Source organism: Nocardia sp. NPDC058497 (assembly GCF_042720195.1).
Lineage (GTDB): Bacteria > Actinomycetota > Actinomycetes > Mycobacteriales > Mycobacteriaceae > Nocardia.
The window spans coordinates 1-1,023 of the sequence record NZ_JBHXMY010001065.1 but is presented as its reverse complement, the minus strand read 5'-3'; the positions used below and the strand labels follow the sequence as shown (position 1 = coordinate 1,023).

1 protein-coding gene is annotated in these 1,023 nt (G+C 63.3%); it reads left to right on the top strand.

The window, feature by feature from the left end; genetic code table 11:
- Positions 1-706 precede the first annotated feature (706 nt).
- Positions 707-955 carry a hypothetical protein gene (locus ACFWPJ_RS33745; RefSeq protein ID WP_378857698.1) on the top strand — a complete coding sequence of 83 codons (249 nt, stop codon included), beginning with the start codon at positions 707-709 and terminating at the stop codon, positions 953-955.
- Positions 956-1,023: the final 68 nt, after the last annotated feature.

Genomic DNA, 1,023 nt, shown 5'->3' with positions numbered 1-1,023 from the left:
GTGAGGTCATTAGGGGGGGGGTTGCCCCGGGGGCGGCGCCCCCGATAGTCACCGTCCTTACAAACTCAAAACCTAGGGCGCGCGCCAAACCGTTGGGCGGGGGTGGGCCACACTCGATTCCTAAGGAGGTATCGCGATGCCGGTACCGGCGCCGGTCGTGGCGTATGACCATTCCCCATTCTCCGAATGGCTAGCGTCGTTGACTCCGTTGGGAGCCGCGTCCAACTCGAGTTCTTCCCGAGAACCGCGGGTGCACAACCGAAATGGGATGACGGCCGCTTCGGCGGCGCGGGCGTATGAGCGGGTGCTCGGGGTTCGTGACATGGACAGGCGTTCCCAAGACCAGGTTCCGTCTGCCCAGCAGATCAACGACCCGGTAACTACCACCCCGAACCGTCCGCCCCCACAGAAAGAGACGACTCCACCGCCGACTCAGGCAGCCCCATCCAACAGTGCTCCCCCACCACCTCCGCCCCCGCAGTCGGACAGGTCGGACGGTGACGAGAGCATCAACCACCTCAATCCGCAACCACAGACACCAGCGCCGCTTCCTGCCGACACACCAAGCCCTCAGTCCGCGCCCTCGACTCCATCCCAATCACAACCGGCTCCGAGCGGGCTGACGCCGCCGGCGAACGCTCCCGCGTCGGAAGAGCCGCGGGACCCGCTTCTGGATGCGAACGGTCCGAACCAGGACTCACTTCCTATGCCTGCTACCGAAGGGCGTGAGCAGGGTAAACCTTGGACGGAAGTGCGCCCGAACGGGCAAACCATCGAATACACGATTCCCGAGGGCAACGGCAAGAACACTGTAGATGCGGTGGTCAAGGACGCTACTGGAAAGGTGGTGTCGACGGCCAGAATCGTTGCAATCGAAGGCACGGCGAAATACGTCCGGTGGCAGGACGACGTCGGTGGCGGGTCGTCCTACTTCGAGTCGGGCGGGACGAACTGAATGGTCTACGGCCAGCATTTAGCACTGGTTACCTCCACTTCGTGTATCCACACCCAGGTCTTCGAGAC